At 40.8% G+C, this 16,179-nt stretch carries 18 protein-coding genes and 1 pseudogene; 15 read left to right on the top strand and 4 right to left on the bottom strand.

Annotated features, from left to right (window positions below):
* Window positions 1–28: 28 nt before the first annotated feature.
* Complete coding sequence (locus tag NSU11_RS11595) at window positions 29–331, bottom strand: hypothetical protein (protein ID WP_024423000.1); 303 nt, start codon at window positions 329–331, stop codon at window positions 29–31.
* Between the two features lie 197 nt (window positions 332–528).
* Between NSU11_RS11595 and NSU11_RS11590 the strand changes: the two are divergent.
* Window positions 529–1,063 (top strand): annotated as a pseudogene (locus NSU11_RS11590) (GNAT family protein).
* A gap of 67 nt (window positions 1,064–1,130) precedes the next feature.
* Here the strand turns inward: NSU11_RS11590 and NSU11_RS11585 are convergent.
* Window positions 1,131–1,889, bottom strand: a complete 759-nt coding sequence (locus NSU11_RS11585) for a DUF1189 domain-containing protein (protein WP_024422999.1) — start codon at window positions 1,887–1,889, stop codon at window positions 1,131–1,133.
* A 145-nt stretch (window positions 1,890–2,034) separates the two neighbouring features.
* Between NSU11_RS11585 and NSU11_RS11580 the strand changes: the two genes are divergently transcribed.
* From NSU11_RS11580 to pstB (NSU11_RS11540), 9 genes are all read left to right on the top strand, one after another.
* Window positions 2,035–2,520, top strand: coding sequence for a DUF456 domain-containing protein (locus tag NSU11_RS11580; RefSeq protein ID WP_024422998.1), 486 nt, complete (start codon window positions 2,035–2,037; stop codon window positions 2,518–2,520).
* Between the two features lie 181 nt (window positions 2,521–2,701).
* Entirely contained in the window at window positions 2,702–3,310 is a 609-nt protein-coding gene (gene sodA, locus NSU11_RS11575; RefSeq protein WP_007501264.1) for a superoxide dismutase SodA, read from the top strand.
* 121 nt (window positions 3,311–3,431) lie between these two features.
* Window positions 3,432–4,718, top strand: a complete 1,287-nt coding sequence (locus NSU11_RS11570) for an MFS transporter (RefSeq protein ID WP_024422996.1) — start codon at window positions 3,432–3,434, stop codon at window positions 4,716–4,718.
* Between the two features lie 122 nt (window positions 4,719–4,840).
* Window positions 4,841–6,976, top strand: coding sequence for a penicillin-binding protein 2 (locus NSU11_RS11565; RefSeq protein WP_041106887.1), 2,136 nt, complete (start codon window positions 4,841–4,843; stop codon window positions 6,974–6,976).
* A 214-nt stretch (window positions 6,977–7,190) separates the two neighbouring features.
* A complete protein-coding gene (locus NSU11_RS11560; protein ID WP_024422995.1) occupies window positions 7,191–8,108 on the top strand; it encodes a phosphate ABC transporter substrate-binding protein in 918 nt (305 codons plus the stop codon).
* 79 nt (window positions 8,109–8,187) lie between these two features.
* Window positions 8,188–9,114, top strand: coding sequence for a phosphate ABC transporter permease subunit PstC (gene pstC, locus NSU11_RS11555; RefSeq protein ID WP_024422994.1), 927 nt, complete (start codon window positions 8,188–8,190; stop codon window positions 9,112–9,114).
* Window positions 9,114–9,998, top strand: coding sequence for a phosphate ABC transporter permease PstA (gene pstA, locus NSU11_RS11550; RefSeq protein WP_024422993.1), 885 nt, complete (start codon window positions 9,114–9,116; stop codon window positions 9,996–9,998). The genes pstC and pstA overlap by 1 nt, the downstream gene beginning before the upstream one ends.
* A gap of 32 nt (window positions 9,999–10,030) precedes the next feature.
* Complete coding sequence (gene pstB, locus NSU11_RS11545; RefSeq protein ID WP_169510668.1) at window positions 10,031–10,834, top strand: phosphate ABC transporter ATP-binding protein PstB; 804 nt, start codon at window positions 10,031–10,033, stop codon at window positions 10,832–10,834.
* Between the two features lie 15 nt (window positions 10,835–10,849).
* Window positions 10,850–11,632, top strand: a complete 783-nt coding sequence (gene pstB, locus NSU11_RS11540; RefSeq protein WP_024422991.1) for a phosphate ABC transporter ATP-binding protein PstB — start codon at window positions 10,850–10,852, stop codon at window positions 11,630–11,632.
* Between the two features lie 41 nt (window positions 11,633–11,673).
* Here the strand turns inward: pstB (NSU11_RS11540) and NSU11_RS11535 are convergent, their stop codons facing one another.
* Complete coding sequence (locus NSU11_RS11535) at window positions 11,674–12,174, bottom strand: endolytic transglycosylase MltG (protein ID WP_024422990.1); 501 nt, start codon at window positions 12,172–12,174, stop codon at window positions 11,674–11,676.
* Window positions 12,171–12,518, bottom strand: a complete 348-nt coding sequence (locus tag NSU11_RS11530) for a hypothetical protein (RefSeq protein WP_024422989.1) — start codon at window positions 12,516–12,518, stop codon at window positions 12,171–12,173. Before NSU11_RS11530 ends, NSU11_RS11535 begins: the two co-directional genes overlap by 4 nt.
* Before the next feature lie 413 nt (window positions 12,519–12,931).
* Here NSU11_RS11530 and rpmG point away from each other — a divergent pair, with 413 nt between their 5' ends.
* The 5 genes from rpmG (at window position 12,932) to NSU11_RS11505 (ending at window position 16,177) form a co-directional block, all read left to right on the top strand.
* A complete protein-coding gene (gene rpmG / locus NSU11_RS11525) occupies window positions 12,932–13,081 on the top strand; it encodes a 50S ribosomal protein L33 (protein WP_008360061.1) in 150 nt (49 codons plus the stop codon).
* 48 nt (window positions 13,082–13,129) lie between these two features.
* Window positions 13,130–13,690 carry a 5-formyltetrahydrofolate cyclo-ligase gene (locus NSU11_RS11520; protein ID WP_171464522.1) on the top strand — a complete coding sequence of 187 codons (561 nt, stop codon included), beginning with the start codon at window positions 13,130–13,132 and terminating at the stop codon, window positions 13,688–13,690.
* A gap of 56 nt (window positions 13,691–13,746) precedes the next feature.
* Complete coding sequence (locus NSU11_RS11515) at window positions 13,747–13,959, top strand: hypothetical protein (protein WP_332284135.1); 213 nt, start codon at window positions 13,747–13,749, stop codon at window positions 13,957–13,959.
* 419 nt (window positions 13,960–14,378) lie between these two features.
* Entirely contained in the window at window positions 14,379–14,552 is a 174-nt protein-coding gene (locus tag NSU11_RS11510) for a hypothetical protein (RefSeq protein ID WP_193743926.1), read from the top strand.
* A gap of 86 nt (window positions 14,553–14,638) precedes the next feature.
* On the top strand, window positions 14,639–16,177 hold the full coding sequence (locus tag NSU11_RS11505) for a rhomboid family intramembrane serine protease (RefSeq protein ID WP_024422987.1): 1,539 nt from the start codon (window positions 14,639–14,641) through the stop codon (window positions 16,175–16,177).
* Window positions 16,178–16,179: the final 2 nt, after the last annotated feature.

The following is a 16,179-nucleotide window of genomic DNA, read 5'->3' as shown; positions in this document are numbered from 1 at the left end:
TTTGTATGAATGACAAGGAATTAACGTTTTATCTCTTATATACAGGAAACTTATATGTGCTGCCTGCCCTGATTTCGTTCGCCTTAACACCTTGATTCAGCTCCTCGAAATCTTTAATGACATCATCAAGTGGCTTGCTTGTATGTACGATGGAGAGGACCGTTTCACCTTGTTTAACAGTGACATTCTTATAAGTCTTTTTCTCAGCTGTTTGAAGCGCACTTGCTGGGACAGCTTGGTTTTCCTCAACAGGGATGGTTCCATTTTTCAAATCAAAAAAGATAATAAAGAGGACAAACAAACTGATTAGTAAAAAAAGAATTCGCCGCATTTTACTCACCGCTTTTAAGAGTTTACTCCAGTCTATGCATGTCCTGAAATGATAGAACCAAAAAGAGAAGAAAAGCTGGAAAGGGTGGTTCTAGTTCGTACTAGTATGTCTTGTAATAAAACTGCTTGGGTCGTTGGTGTAAATAGGAGGGCAAGCTCATATGACGATTATGATAAAATAAGAAAAGGGGAGATTAAATGAAGAAAGTTAGTCAGCATATATATGTGAGAACACTAACAGAAAATGATGCAGAATCACTGTTAACATTAGAGCTTGAGAATCGCTCATATTTTCAGGAATTTACACCTTTGGTCAAAGATGATTTCTTCACGTTACCTCGTCAAATTGAACGAATTCAGCGGAGTAGGCAAAGAATTGCACAAGATGAATCTTACATGCATGGTATTTTCTTAAATGAAACAGGTGCTTTAATTGGGACGATCTCATTAAGTTCTGTCGTAAGAGGTCCGATAGAAGGTACTTGGCTCGGGTATGTACTCGATCAAAGGCAGGGCGGATATTCGTTTAATCATTGACTATGCCTTTTTTGAGTTGAATCTCCATCGTATTGAGGCTGGAGTAAAGCCGAGTAATAAGGGTTCCATTCGTGTACTTGAAAAGACAGGTTTTGAAAATGAGGGACTAAATCGTAAAAAAGTAAAGATTAATGGAGTGTGGGAGGATCACTATTTGTTTGCGATCATCCATCCAGATGAGTCCTATCATGAATAGACATAAAAAGCTCCTCCGAGCCGGGGGAGCTTTAAAAAATTGTGTAGACAAATCCATGTTCGATGGATCATTTGCTTTTTTTGGCAGGAATTTCTTTCACAACAAGATATAAAAAGATAAAGTTAATGACCCAATTTAATAAAAATGAGTTTGCAACAGGCGTGTTTAATGCACTCATAATGGCGAAAAAGACCGTTGTTAATGTGAGTGAATAAGCGGAGAGCTTCCACAGCATTTGGAAGGACAGCTCTTTTTGCTGCATTCGTTTAATAAAAGTACCAAGCATCGCAAGGAATGTTGCGCTGATAAACATGAGAGCCGCAGTTGATAGATATAGCAGTACACAGATGACAGGGATGATAATCGCTTGGTTCTGATTTGTGACGCGGGCGAGTTCATCTTTTGTCAGCGTTCCACCAAGGAGCTGGTATGGAATATCTGTCATTTGTCCATCAATGGCAATCACTGCTTTTTCCTTTAATAAAGCGATGGCCGTTTGCTTTGATTCAAGCTCACTTGCTTTTATTTTTTCAGCAGGATCAAAGATAATCGTGATGCCGTTTTCTTCTTTTTCTATTGGTTCACTTTGATCCGCTTGAAGCTTTCCTTTTTCGATTGAAAAGTCGGGTAAATCTTTTTTGAGCACATGCTGAAATCCTGACATCGCATTCGAGATCTCTTGGCTCATATGATACCCCTGAGGAACTGCTGCGATAATTGAGAGGAGAAAAATGAATAAAATCGCTTTACCGATCCCTGTAAACCGTGCTTTAGCAATATCTTTTGGTGAATAAATTCCTTTTAACAATAGATTAAATACGTTCAATACCCATTCACTTCCTACATTCTTTTCTATTTCTCATATTGTATCAATGTCTATCCATCAAGTACAAGTATGGCCTTCATCACTGGTTAAGATAGAGGGAATGAGGCATAATGTATACAGCATATAAAAAGGAGGCGGCACGGTCTTGGACATTCTGTATTGGATACTGATTGGCTGTGCATTTATCATTGCGTTTGTTGGACTGGTTTATCCAATTATCCCGAGTGTGGTCTTTATGGTTCTCGGATTTATTCTATATGGCTTCTTCTTTAGCTTCGCGCCGCTTACCCTGACGTTCTGGCTCATTCAAGCCATGTTTACTGCCGTCTTATTTGCGGCAGATTATGTCTCAAACCTTATTGGGGTAAAGCGCTTTGGCGGCAGCAAGGCAGCTATTTGGGGAAGCACCATTGGGTTATTAGCTGGTCCTTTTGTGATACCCATTGCAGGAATTATTATTGGTCCATTTCTTGGGAGTGTCATTGCAGAGCTCCTTGTTCATCAAAAAGATCTGAAGACGAGTGTGAAAGTCGGATTAGGCTCATTAATTGGATTTGTATCAGGTGTTTTTGCAAAAGGATTGATTCAAGCGCTGATGCTAGGGATCTTTTTATTTTATGTCCTTCGCTAAGTGAAAAAGGGTGTTTAAAACTTTTTCAAAAGGGCTAAATACAAAATAAACACTGAAATGTTTCAGAACATGAGCAATAACGTTGAAACAAGCTGTTTCTTTTGATACTCTTTGAGTAGGGTGAATTGCTGACTTACAGAGGAAGCATTTCAGTACATACATTTTAAGGAGGAATTTAACCATGGCTTTTAAACTTCCAGAATTACCATATGCTTACGATGCATTAGAACCACATATCGACAAGGAAACAATGACGATTCACCACACAAAACACCACAACACATATGTAACAAACTTAAACAAAGCAATCGAAGGTGTATCAGCTCTTGAAGATCAATCAATTGAAGAGCTAGTGGCTAACTTAAACTCAGTGCCTGAAAACATTCGTACTGCTGTACGTAACAATGGCGGAGGACATGCGAACCACTCATTATTCTGGACGCTTCTTTCACCAAACGGTGGCGGCGCACCAACTGGTGAACTTGCAGATGCGATCGAAAAAGAACTAGGTGGATTTGAAAAATTCAAATCTGATTTCGCTGCAGCAGCTGCAGGACGCTTTGGTTCTGGTTGGGCATGGCTTGTTGTGAACAATGGAAAGCTTGAAATCACAAGCACGCCAAACCAAGATTCTCCTTTAACTGAAGGAAAAACGCCAATTCTAGGACTAGACGTTTGGGAGCATGCTTACTACCTAAACTACCAAAACCGTCGTCCTGATTACATTTCAGCATTCTGGAATGTTGTGAACTGGGATGAAGTAGCTCGCCTTTACAGCGAAGCAAAATAATGATTTGATTTGAAAAGACCTGCTTTCAAAAGAAGCAGGTCTTTTTATATTTTCCCTCCTTTTTTTACATATCTGCCTTTTGATGAGACAGACTATTGTGTAGAAAAGGAGAATGAATGGTATGAGCAGATTAAAGAAAATGTTCGGGGACATGGATGTTACTAAAGACTTATTGCTCCTCCTCACGATTGGCGGGTTATACGCACTTGCCATTGCGCTTTCGAATACGTTTGTAAATGTGTACTTATGGAAACAGTCTGGGAAATTCACGGATCTTGCGATTTATAACTTGGCCATTGTGGTGCTTCAGCCCATTACGTTTTTATTCGCTGGCCGGCTTGCAAAAAAAATAGACCGGGCGTTTGTCCTTCGTTTCGGTGTCATCTTTTTAGCCGCTTTTTATTTAATTGTCTTAATGGCAGGAGAACAAGCGGCCGCACGGCTAGTTTTATTGGGAAGTGTCCTTGGGATCGGCTATGGTTTTTACTGGCTTGCTTTTAACGTACTCACCTTTGAGATCACCGAGCCTGAAACAAGAGACTTCTTTAATGGATTTCTCGGTGTGCTTTCCTCAACTGCCGGCATGATCGGTCCTCTCATTGCGGGGATTGTCATTTCTCAGTTAACGGATGATACAGGCTACACAGTCATTTTCACATTATCGCTTTTTTTGTTTTCACTAGCGGTTGTGATGAGCTTTTTCCTCAAAAGAAGGCAGTCTAAAGGCAAATTTATGATCAAACAAATTTGGAAAGAACGTCATGCAGACGAGAATTGGCGTAGGATTACAACAGCTCACTTTTTTCAAGGGCTTCGTGAAGGGGTCTTTGTCTTCTTAATCAGTGTCTTTGTGTTTATTGCAACAAACAGTGAGCTTGCTCTCGGGACGTTTGGTTTAGTGAATTCAGGTGTTGCCTTTTTTGCTTATTTCTTCGCTACACGTTTGATTAAGAAAAAGTGGCGGAAGAAGGCCATCATGCTTGGCGGGCTGATTTTATACGGCGCCTTGTTTTTAATCGTTTTCCACTTGTCCTATGTATCACTTCTGATGTATGCGGTAGCCATTGCAATAGGATATCCGCTCCTGCTTGTTCCTTATGTATCCTTAACATATGATGTCATTGGTCATGCAAGGTACGCCAGAAAGGCCCGAATTGAATATATTGTGGTCAGAGAGCTATTTTTAAATGCCGGCCGTATTTGTTCGATTGTTTTGTTCCTGCTGTCTGTCACCTTACTAGGTGATGAGCTCGGAATCCCTGCATCACTTGTTGTGCTCGGAGCAGGACACACCCTCATTTATTACTTTGTAAAAGATATTCATTTGAAAGAAAAAACAGCTGATATGAAAGAGGCTGACGGTCAAAAGCCAGTTTCTCAAACGAACCTTATTAAGGGAGAAAGGTAAAATTTCTTACCTATGGAACATCAAATTTCTAGATAAATGATAGAAAAACCGCTAAAATGATGATGGCACCTTTTATACACAAAAAGGGGTGCCATTTCTTTCTTGATAGAAAAGGTGATGTGATGAGAAACAAGAAAAACAAAAAAGACGCGAAGGAAGGGCGCAAAACACTTCCGATCCGGCTGAATTTATTATTTTTAGCTGCCTTTATTATTTTTACCGGCGTTGTCGTTAGACTCGGATTTGTGCAAATTGTCAATGGAGAAGATTATAAAAAGCAGGCAGAAAAACAAGAGGATGTGAATGTCAGCTCATCTGCTCCGCGCGGAAAAATTTATGATCGAAACTACAATACGATTGTCAGCAATAAAGCGCTAAATGCCATTACATATACGAGAACCTCGACGACTTCACAAGAAGAGCGGCTCAAAGTGGCATCAAAATTAGCGGATATGATTCATGTGAGTACGAAAAAAATCACAGATCGTGACAAAAAAGATTTCTGGATCTTAACGCATCCAAATGAAGCGAAAAAGCTTGTTCAAAAGGAATCAGAATTAAAGGGTGACGATAAGGTCTCTGATGATAAACTATATGAGCTTCAGCTAAAACGCATCACAGACAAGGAATTAAATCAACTGACGAAAAAAGATTTACAAGTGCTTGCCATTAAAAGGCAGATGGATGGAGGCTATGCACTTACGCCTCAATTTATTAAAAATGAAGATGTAAAGCCAAGCGAAATTGCTTACGTCTCTGAGCATTTGGACGAGCTGCCAGGTGTTGATGTGACGACAGACTGGTCACGCAGCTATCCGTATAAAGGACTGCTCCGCAGTATGCTCGGCAGTGTTTCTTCGAGTGATGAAGGTCTTCCGCAGTCACTTCTTGAGCATTATCTATCACTCGGCTACAGCCGAAATGACCGTGTAGGAAAAAGCTATCTCGAATATCAATATGAAGATGTCCTGCAGGGCCAAAAGGAAAAAGAACAGAGCACAACTGATAAACAGGGCAATGTCACAAGCTCTAAAGTGTTAACAGAAGGTAAGAGCGGGAAAGACCTTGTGCTTACAATTGATATTCAGCTGCAAAAAGCGGTTGAAAAAATTATTGAAAAGAACTTGAAAAGTGCGAAACAAAGAGGGGGAACTGAGCTTCTTGACCGCGCATTTGTTGTCATGATGGACCCGAGAAATGGAGAGGTTCTCTCTGTTGCGGGTAAGCAGATTTCAAACAAAAACGGAAAATACAAATTCGATGACTACGCATTAGGAACGATGACCTCCTCATATGCGATGGGATCAGCCGTAAAAGGGGCAACGGTACTGACTGGATATAAAACAGGCGCTATTCATATTGGAAGTACCCAATACGATGAACCTCTTTATATCGCCAATTCACCGCCGAAGAAATCCTATCAAAATATGGGACTTATTAATGATTTAACAGCACTAGAGCGTTCATCAAACGTATATATGTTCAAAACCGCGATCGCCATTGGGAAAAGCGAATATCGTAAAAAGCAGCCGCTCCCAATTGATCCGAAAGCATTTGATACGTTCCGCTACAATTTCAGTAAATTTGGCCTTGGCGTCAAAACCGGTATTGACCTGCCAAACGAAGCAACGGGCTACAGAGGAACGTCTACACAATCGGGTCTCTTACTTGACTATGCGATTGGACAGTATGATACGTTTACACCGCTGCAAATGGCGCAATACGTTTCAACCATTGCAAATGGCGGGTATCGTTTACGTCCGCAGCTTGTCAAAGAAGTGAGAGAGTCAGACCCGCAGCGAGGCATTGGAGCTGTGACGGAATCCGTCAAACCGGATGTATTGAATAAGCTAGACATGACAAGTGATGAGATCAAACGCGTTCAGCAAGGCTTCAAGCTTGTCATGCAGAACCCAAGAGGGACAGCCTATTCAAACTTTGGCAACAAAAAGTATAATCCAGCCGGCAAAACAGGAACCGCTCAATCATTCTATGACGGTCCAATTAAAAGCAAGCGCGGTACATCGACGTATAACACAACTCTTGTTGCGTATGCGCCAGCTGATAATCCAGAAGTGGCTATTTCCGTTGTCGTGCCATGGGTGTATCAAGACTACAACCAGCGCTATCCAATTACAAATGATATTGGTGAACAAGTATTAGATAAGTATTTTGAACTGAAATCAAAACAGGAAAGCAATGATACACAGGCGAAAAACAAAAACAAAATTGAAAATGAAGCAGAAACAAATAACTAGACCTTTCATAGGTAAAAACGCTCACTTTTTGTGGGCGTTTTTTTACGTTTTCTTCAAAAATTCCGATATAAATTGACAAAATTCATAAAAAACGCCGCAATTTCTCTACAAAATTTCGACATTTACAAAACCTTAACATTCCATTTAAACGAAATTAATAAAGAACCTTTAATGTATTACTCGTAGGACAAATTATTCAGGGGGTATTCTTGAAATGAAAAAGAACAAATTATGGCTGCTTACTTTCCTTACTATCGCATTGTTAGCATTCGTCACAGCATGCGGAAACAGCAGCTCAAGCGGAGATTCAAAAGACAGTAAAGGAAATGCTTCAAACAAAGATGAGGCATCAGGTTCCATTACCATCTCAGGATCATCTGCGATGCAGCCTTTAGTTCTTGCGGCAGCAGAAAAATTCATGGATAAACATCCAAAAGCCGATATTCAAGTACAAGCCGGCGGTTCAGGAACAGGACTTTCTCAAGTTTCAGAAGGATCTGTACAAATTGGTAACTCAGATGTATTCGCTGAAGAGAAAGACGGAGTCGACGCAAAAGCTTTAAAAGACCACAAAGTAGCAGTTGTTGGAATGGCCGCAGCTGTAAACCCTGAAGTGGGTGTCAAAGACATCACAAAGGACGAATTGAAAAAAATCTTCACTGGTAAAATCAAAAACTGGAAAGAGCTTGGCGGGAAAGACCAAAAAATCACGCTTGTTAACAGACCTGATTCTTCAGGAACACGTGCAACATTTGTGAAATATGCACTTGATGGTGCAACACCTGCAGAAGGAATCACAGAAGATTCTTCAAACACAGTGAAAAAGCTGATTGCAGAAACACCAGGTGCGATTGGATACCTAGCATTCTCTTATTTAACAGATGACAAAATTACACCGCTTAGCATTGATGGTGTGAAACCAGAAGAAAGCAATGTAGAAAGCGGTAAATATACAATTTGGGCATACGAGCACTCTTATACAAAAGGTGAGCCGGAAGGTCTAGCAAAACAATTCTTAGATTACCTTATGAGTGATGAAGTACAAAAAGAAATCGTCAAAGACCAAGGCTACATCTCAGTCTCTAATATGAAAGTAGAAAGAGACGCAACAGGCAAACAATCGGATAAGTAAGAGGTCTTGAATTGCTGATGAAGGAAAAGTGGAGCATTTCACTTTTCCTTTTATGACATTCATAGGAGTGTAGAAAAAGATGAAGCAGATAGAACATACAGAAGCGAGCGATCGGCTGATCAGCTCGAAGAAAAATAGGCAAATGGATGAAGTAAGAGGAAGTATTTTGGTGAAATTCTGCGCATTCTTAATGATTGCAGTATCCATCGCCATCACAATATTCCTTGGCATTAAGGGTTTACAATCTTTCATCGTAAATGGTGTAAGCCCAATTGAGTTCTTAACCAGTATCAATTGGAACCCAACAGCAGAAAACCCGGAGTACGGCGCATTTCCTTTTATCTTTGGATCGATCGCCGTCACGCTTCTATCGGCACTTATTGCAGCGCCGCTAGGCATAGCAGGAGCGATCTTTATGACAGAAATTGCACCTGCATGGGGCCGGAAAATTCTCCAGCCAGTCATTGAATTGCTTGTAGGGATTCCATCCGTTGTTTACGGATTCATAGGTCTTACAGTATTGGTGCCGTTTATCGGACATTTCAAGTCAAGCGGCTCAGGGCACAGCGTGTTAGCAGGAACGATTGTCCTGTCTATTATGATTCTGCCAACCGTTACATCTATTGCAACTGATGCAATGGCTTCCCTTCCAAAAAGCTTACGTGAGGGATCCTATGCACTTGGCGCTACAAGATGGCAAACGATTAGACGTGTGCTTGTACCGGCAGCTCTTCCAACATTAATGACAGCAGTCGTTCTTGGAATGGCAAGAGCATTTGGTGAAGCCCTTGCCGTTCAGATGGTCATTGGAAACACGCGTAATTTACCAGAGAGCATTATGGATACAGCTGGTACATTAACAACCATTATTACGTTAAACATGGGTCACACAACGTATGGAAGTGTTGAAAACAATACACTTTGGTCAATGGGTCTTGTCCTTCTAGTTGTATCGTTTATGTTCATACTCATTATCAGATACTTGTCGTCTAGGAGGAAGATTTAATGAATAGCAAAATGACCGATCGTTTTGCCACGTTTGTTTTTGGATTATGTGCCGCCATTATTACGGCGATCCTAATTGGTTTGTTTTCTTATATCATCTTCAACGGTGCAAAAGAATTAAATTTTGACTTTTTGACAACCCGCTCAAGTGCAATTGGCTCTGGCGGCGGTATTAGGGATCAGCTGTTTAACTCGTTTTACATTTTGTTTATAACAATGTTGATCACAGTACCACTTGGTGTCGGCGGTGGAGTGTACATGGCTGAATATGCGCCTCAAAACAAAGTCACTGATTTTATTCGCACATGTATTGAAGTGTTGTCTTCACTTCCTTCTATTGTCATTGGTATGTTTGGTTTACTCATGTTTGTCAATTTAACAGGCTGGGGCTATACGATCATCGGAGGAGCTCTTGCGCTCACGGTGTTTAACTTGCCAGTGATGGTCAGGGTGACAGAAGACGCGCTTCGCTCTGTACCAAAGGACCAAAAGGAAGCATCACTTGCGCTCGGTGTGACGAAATGGCATACAGTGAAGACAGTCCTGATTCCAGGTGCGATTCCTTCTATTATTACCGGTGCGATTTTAGCATCAGGAAGAGTCTTTGGGGAGGCAGCAGCGCTTCTTTTCACAGCAGGTCTCACCACACCGCGTCTTGATTTTACAAACTGGAGTCCATTTTCTGATACGTCACCGCTGAATATTTTTAGACCGGCAGAAACATTAGCCGTTCATATATGGAACGTCAATACACAAGGAATCATTCCAGATGCAGAGGCCATTGCAAATGGTGCATCAGCCGTACTTGTGCTTTCAGTTTTAGTATTTAACTTAGCAGCTAGATGGCTTGGTTCATTTATTCATAAAAAGCTTACGTCAAAATAATGTGAGAGAGGTGTGAAGGGGATATGGTTCAAATGCTAGCAGAAAAAAAAGAGATTGCAGCAAAAAAGGCTCCACTTCAAGCGGAACAGATTTTACAGGTGCAGGATTTAAGCATTTATTATGGTGAAAAAAGAGCGGTCAATCACATTTCATTTGAAATTGAGAAGAACGCAATTACCGCATTAATCGGCCCATCTGGCTGCGGGAAATCAACCTTTTTACGCAGCATTAACCGCATGAACGACTTGATCCCAGGTGCGAGAAGTGAAGGGGCGATCATGTACGAAGGACTCAATATTTTGGATGACCGCATTAATGTGGTGAATTTAAGAAGAGAAATCGGCATGGTTTTCCAAAAACCAAACCCATTTCCTAAATCGATCTACAATAACATTACCCATGCATTAAAGTATGCGGGTGAAAAAAGAAAATCAGTGCTTGATGATGCGGTAGAGGAAAGTTTAACAAAAGCGGCGCTGTGGGATGAAGTCAAAGATCGTCTGCACCGCTCGGCTTTGTCATTATCCGGCGGTCAGCAGCAGCGCCTTTGTATTGCGCGTACACTTGCGATGAAGCCCAGCGTTCTTTTGTTAGATGAACCCGCTTCTGCCCTAGACCCGATCTCAAATGCAAAAATTGAAGAGCTATTATCAGATTTGAAAAATGATTATTCGATCGTCATTGTGACACACAACATGCAGCAAGCGTTACGTGTATCTGATCATACGGCCTTTTTCCTGAACGGTGATCTAGTAGAATATGATGCCACTGAACGTATCTTTACACGTCCTGCGCAGCAAAAAACAGAAGACTATATCAATGGTCGATTTGGATAAGGCGGGTGGATTTTGATGAATGCAGTAGCAACTGAAACAGCAAAAAAAGAAGTGTTTCGTGTGAATGATATGAACCTTTGGTACGGACAACATCACGCACTGAAGCATATTGATTTAGACATTAAAGAGCATGAAGTCACAGCAATTATCGGTCCGTCAGGCTGCGGAAAGTCAACGTTTATCAAGACCTTAAATCTTATGGTCAAAACAGTGCCAGGTGTGAAAATCACCGGAGATATGATGTATAACGGCGACAATATTTTAAAAGGCCGTGTCGATCTCGTGGAACTGCGTAAAAACGTTGGGATGGTCTTTCAAAAAGGGAATCCATTCCCTCAATCTATCTTTGATAATGTCGTCTACGGACCAAGAATTCACGGCGTGAAGAGCAAGCAGCAATTGAAAGAAATCGCTGAAAAAGCGCTTCGTGATGTTGCCCTTTGGGATGAAGTGAAAGATCGATTAAATGCACCAGCATTAGGTCTTTCCGGCGGTCAGCAGCAGCGTCTTTGTATCGCAAGAGCTATTGCTACAAGCCCAGACATTTTACTAATGGATGAACCAACATCAGCGCTTGATCCTGTCTCAACATTAAAGATTGAAGAATTAATTATGAAATTAAAAGAGAAATACACGATTGCCATTGTGACGCATAACATGCAGCAAGCGGCGAGGGTATCAGATAGAACAGCCTTCTTTTTAATGGGAGAGCTTGTTGAGGTCAATGATACGAATGTGATGTTCTCAGAGCCAAATGATCAAAGAACAAATGATTATATATCTGGTCGATTTGGATAATAAAACCCCCTGGAGGTCAGCGCCGCCAGGGGGTATTGTTGTTATTTTGTTAAGGCTTTGACGATTTGTTTGAACGTCATCCCTGTTTTTAAATTGAACTTGCCTGCACGAATTTCTTTATGGTAGCCGGCGTCAATCACGTAATCATTAAAATCTTTAGACGAGTTGATAATTCCGTCTTTTTCAAGCATGTCTGAAACGTCACTTGTGCTCATCCCGTTTTTAATAACAAATTTGACCGATTTGCCTTTAGGCTTGTCCGATGTTTCTTTATCATTTTTAGAATCGCCGTCTTCATTTGCTTTCAGTGCTTTTTCTTTATAATCAAGAAGCTGCTGATATGTTTCACGGCTGACAGAGACTTCTTTTTTAGAGTCTAAATAGTTTTTCACATCGGTGTCTGTTACTTTCGCTGCGAGCGTTTCTTTTGTGGTTGTATCAGCCGCCGCTTCATCTTTTCCAGTGAGGAAAAAAACGATCGCCAGAACACCAGTTGCAAGAATCATACCTGCCGCAAACGTTTGGATGCTTTTTTTCGTCATACAAGCACCTTCTCATTGTCTTTAATGATCATGTTGACCTCATCTACAGATACATGCTCAGCGCGCGCAATGGCCTCAGGAGACATGCCATTTTGATGCTTTGAAATGATTTGTCTTGCGATAGATGGATCAATTTCTGAATGTTTGCGGACGACAATGTTTGTTTCAAGCAATTCTTCTTCAAGAACCTTCATTTTCTTTTTCAGTTTATAGATTTCTTGCATTGCAGATAGTTGAAGTGTTTCAAGTTCCTGCTCGACTTCTTTAATCGGCTCTCTTTGAAAATATGAGAATGCGATCAGTACGATACTGACAACAAGCAATCCGATAATTGCAATTTCCATGTTTCATCACCTTTTATTCATATTTTAATGCTGAAAGCCATAAAAGGCTTTCATGATTGTTTCAGACAGTTTTCGACCCTTCTTTTTTATACCATAAAAAAGCTAGTTTCAAAAGGAATTGCTGAAAAAATCACCTTTTTTTCATCTTTTTTCTTTTTATATGAAAAACGAGTATGAAAATCTTGCTCGCTGTCAAAATAAAAGAGGGTTTCTCATGTATACAGTACGACAAAGATTGAGGTTTTATAGGGGAGCAGGCTATTTTTCATGAAATGACCATACGATATGGATCAGAACGCGGATGGATTGCACTGAAAATCAAATTGGTGAAAAAACATTCTAGCATTCCTAAGCTAGAAGTGGTATTATAGTTAGGTCTGAATGTGAATTGATTTTAGTTTGGAGGGAAAAACATGCGCGTAAATATTACTCTAGCTTGCACTGAATGCGGTGAGCGTAACTATATTACTAAAAAGAATAAGCGAAACAATCCAGATCGCGTTGAATTCAAAAAGTATTGCTCACGTGATAAAAAACAAACTTTACATCGTGAAACAAAGTAAGCAGCAGGGAATTTTCCTGCTGTTTTTTTATGATGGGAGATGATCTTTGTGAAAAAGGAACTTCGCCTTCAAACATTAGCCAAGCTGGACCAGATGAGTGCCGAAGAATTCAAGCGAAGCACCGCTTTACTTCATGAGCGCTTGTTTCAACTGCCAGCATGGAAACAAGCGAATACGGTTGCACTTACCATGTCTAGAGGAAAAGAGGTACCGACAATGCCTCTCATTGAAAAAGCATGGCGGGAGGGGAAAACAGTATGTGTACCCACCTGTTTTCCGGAAACAAAAGAGATGACGTTTTATGAATATACACCAGAAACGAAAATGATCTCCCGCTACTTTGGGCTATTGGAGCCAGATCCTCTGACGTCGGCCGCTGCATCTAAAGAATCAATCGATTTGATCATTGTGCCTGGTGTGTGCTTCGATCGACAAGGCTACCGTATCGGATATGGGGGCGGCTATTATGACCGCTACTTAGCTGACTATCACGGCGAAACGCTTGCCCTTTGTTTGACAGTACAGCAAACCGAGCATATTCCGGCTGAAACGCACGACATCCCGGTCTCAATCATGGTCAGTGAGAAAGGTACCATATATCTAAAATAAAGTCCGCTGCTTATACATATGAACGGGCTTTTTGTGTTGAGCGAAGGTGCTTGCTTATGATCAAAAGTCACATGCACGATAGCGATCAACATTCTTCATTAAAAGGCATTTTAGCTGACAGGGGATATGTTTTGAAAAAATTTCGTGAAAAGAAAAGGTACTTCCGTAATATTCGGGAGGAAGTGAATACTTGTGACTTGATCGTGATTCATGGTTTGATTTTTGGCATACGCACCTTGATTTTTTTGGAGTCGGGGAAAATAGCTTAAAAATAAGAAGGGAGCATATCAAAGCTCATATCGCTTTATATCATAGGCGGCTAAAACAGCTTGAAAGCTTTGAAAAGTCCATACCAAACTTGGATTTGTATTCACGAACATGACCTTGGTTTAGACGCTGTATATGTTCATACACCAAATCCATACGACAGTTACTTCCCGCACAAGGTGGAGGAGTTAGAGCGGAATTGTAAGCTGCCTCATACTTTCAAGGATTTAATCGACCTTCTCAATTTGACGTTTCTTATGATCAATCAGAGTGCGGAGAGGTCTATTATATTCAATCAAAAGAACAAGGGATTAGATTGTGAAGGCCTGCTTATGAAAGGAACCTTTTAAGCGATAAAAACGATGGTTCATGCATAAACAAATCCTATTTAAGCCACGATACGAACATAGGAGGGAATATGATGAATAAAATGATTTGGAGCATTGTGTTCACACTGTTTGCATTCGTTCTCGTGCAAAATCGTTATCGGCTCATGAATTTGGTTTTAGGGCAAAATCAAGTCCGGCACTTTTTGATTAAATGGCTGATGAAAAACCCATATTTTCGGACGAAATTTATTCGCCAAGCATTCTAATCCCGCAAAAGCCGGGATTTTTTTGTTTAGAAATGCGGATAAGAACGATTCTTGCTATAATAATGTAAAAAATGGAGCGCGAATGTATGAATGTCATAGATAGTTTATTTTGGCGAGTTGTTGATGAACTTAGACAAAAAGGATACGAGATGATTCAAAGTCCGTACCCAGAAGATGAAATATTTTTTGAAGCACCACGAAACTCAGGTTATGATCTCATCCGTCTATATAGAAAAGATGTGAATTTCAGGCAGGAGATCGTTCGAGATATCGAGGAGCAAACATATCGGATCAATCAGCTGAGAGAAGCTATGCGTAAACGATCTCTTCATCTCCTGCAGCTGCAATTTACAACTGATGTTCCAGTAGATGATTGGGAAGACCTAAACGGTCAGCCGCAAAAAGAGAATAAGGTGACAGTTACTCCTGTATTACTCAATGCAGACACGCTTCAAAACGATGTAAACGAACTGCAAAAATGGCTGAATACATCGCTTGCAGTAGATGTAGAAGAAGCGAAGAAAGATACAGCTGAGGATGCGATGCAGCTGAAAAGGAACGTGCTTCAGGCATTTGATGATCAGGAAAAGCAGCGAGAACGAGAACGGGCCGTGTTTCAAAATGGCAGACCCATTTTTACCTACTTGCTGATCGCTGTCCAAGTGGTGATGTTTCTTTTACTTGAGCTGTCAGGCGGAAGTACCAATACCGCAACTTTAACAGCATTTGGTGCTAAAAATAATGTGCTGATTTTAGAGGGTGAATGGTGGCGCCTGATGACACCAATGTTTTTACATATTGGCTTGACGCACTTACTCTTTAATACTTTTGCTCTTTGGTCCGTTGGAGCGGCTGTTGAGAGAATTTATGGGTCGGGAAGATTTTTGCTCATCTATTTGATTTCCGGCATTTTTGGCTCTATAGCGAGCTTTGTGTTTAATATGGCAATTGCAGCCGGCGCATCTGGCGCGATCTTTGGCTGCTTAGGCGCACTGTTATATTTAGCCATCTCAAACCGAAAGCTTTTCTTTCGGACGATGGGGACAAATATTATTGTCATTATCCTCATCAACCTAGGAATAGGCTTCACTGTATCAGGTATTGATAACGCAGGGCATCTTGGCGGCCTGGTTGGCGGTTTTTTCACCGCATTAGCTGTCCGTCTGCCTAAACAGATCCAGCCTGTCAAAATGCTTCTTGCGAGTGCTGCTTTGCTCTTTATTGGCGGTTTTGGATTGTATACAGGGTTTCATTCTGACGATCAAAAGCAAGCAGCGGCAACAAGTGAGGCAGCAAGTTTATTTGATGAGAAAAAGTATAGCGAAGCAAGTGAACGACTAGAGGAATATGTGCACGATAAAGATGCATCAGCTGAGGCACTTCATATCTATGCACTATCGGAAGCACAGCAGGGCCAACTTAATAAGGCTATTCAATTTTTACAAAAGTCGCTTGAAAAAGATCCAGATGATCCAAATAAACTGTATCATTTATCGCTTTTATACGTAGAAAAAGGAGAGACAGCGAAAGCAGAGGATCTATTAGCGAAAGCGTTAAAACAAGATCCTCAAAATGATCAATTTTTAAAGCTGAAACAATATATCGAAAATAGTCAAACACGTTGAAT

Source organism: Bacillus sp. FSL R5-0712, from assembly GCF_038593285.1.
Lineage (GTDB): Bacteria > Bacillota > Bacilli > Bacillales > Bacillaceae > Bacillus > Bacillus safensis.
Note: the sequence above shows the minus strand (reverse complement) of the source record. Positions and strands in the feature narration are given on the sequence as shown.